This window comes from Vibrio sp. 10N.247.310.24 (genome assembly GCF_041467175.1).
Taxonomy (GTDB): domain Bacteria; phylum Pseudomonadota; class Gammaproteobacteria; order Enterobacterales; family Vibrionaceae; genus Vibrio; species Vibrio tasmaniensis_A.
In genome coordinates this window covers 1-1,313 of record NZ_JBFSUD010000190.1, presented here as the reverse complement: position 1 = coordinate 1,313, position 1,313 = coordinate 1, and the positions used below count along the sequence as shown (strand labels likewise).

1 protein-coding gene is annotated in these 1,313 nt (G+C 40.8%); it reads right to left on the bottom strand.

Annotated elements, in window-relative coordinates; translation table 11 throughout:
- Nucleotides 1-34 precede the first annotated feature (34 nt).
- Nucleotides 35-1,272 (bottom strand): IS3 family transposase gene (locus tag AB6E08_RS23335; RefSeq protein ID WP_139137516.1). Its coding sequence is split into 2 segments (ribosomal slippage): nucleotides 35-900 and nucleotides 900-1,272, totalling 1,239 coding nucleotides; the frame shifts between segments, so codons are not numbered across the junction.
- Nucleotides 1,273-1,313 lie beyond the last annotated feature (41 nt).

Sequence of the window (1,313 nt, the reverse complement as noted above, 5' to 3'; positions counted from 1 at the left end):
TGTCTCGTCCTAAAATACGTTGACAGTTTTTCTACTAAGCCAACAGCGTCAGCTGTTGGCTTTTTTCATGCACCTCATTTGGAGTTTTCATCCTGAGACTAAGGTGCGGCCTCATGTTGTTATAGGTACTGATAGACTCTTTTACTAGTTGTTTAAGCTCTCCGAGGTTTTTACACTTATCAAGTAAGAACTCTTGTTTCAGGATTCCATTTATCCTCTCTGCCAAGGCATTTTGGTAGCAGTCATAACCATCTGTCATCGAAGGCATTATGCCGCTACTTTTCAACTTATCTTGATAAACACCTGAGCAATACTGCAGACCACGATCTGAATGATGGATACAAGGACGATGATATCGACGCCCTTTGATAGCCATATCCAGCGCTTTCACGACATCCGTCGCTTTCATTTCATTGCTCAGCTCATAGCCCATTATTTTTCGACTAAACGCATCCGTAACCAATGATAGGTAGTGAACCCCTTCATCAGATTGAACATAGGTTATGTCGCTCACCAACACACTCTCCGGACTACATGGTTGGTAGTCCTTTAATAAATTCGGGTGTTTCTTCATCCAATGTCTACTATTGGTCGTTTTTGTAAAACTACGTTTAGGTCTTACCAATAATCGTTCATCGCGTAAGTAGTTGAAAAGCGCATCTCGACCTAACTTGATACCTTGTTCTTGTAGTTTGGGTTTAAGCAAAAAATAGAGCTTTCTAGTACCAACCCGAGGCATATAACGCCTAATATCCAACACCATTTTTTTAATCGGTTTAAGCTCTAACTGACGATGATGAATTCGCTTCTCTCGTTGATAAACACTCTGCCTCGTTATACCGCATAGCTTACATATTCGAACTAAACTTATTCCTTCCTGTTTTTGAAGGCTTCTTGCTCCTTGGCTAGATACTTTTTTCTGAGACTGGTTCCGTGCTCAGCATCAAGAATATCAACCACTCTATTTAAAAAGAGATTCTTGATTTTTTCGTCTTCTAACTCTTTCTCAAGACGTTTTATTTTCTGTGCAGGTGATTCTTTAGGCTTAGGTGATTGGTGCATGGCATTCATCCTTGGATTTTGCGCCCAATCCATCTTACCGTGCTTTCGAAGCCAGGTTAAAACGGTTGAGCGGCCTTGGATACCATAAATGGTTTGGGCTTGTTTATATGTCATATCGCCTCTTTCTACAGCAGCGACAATCTGTAATTTAAAGCCTAGTGTGTAATCACGCTGAGTGCGCTTAACATAGGTCCTATTTGAAGTAGTCATAATTCGTCCTCAATGTGTAAACACATTTCAGGACGGGACAA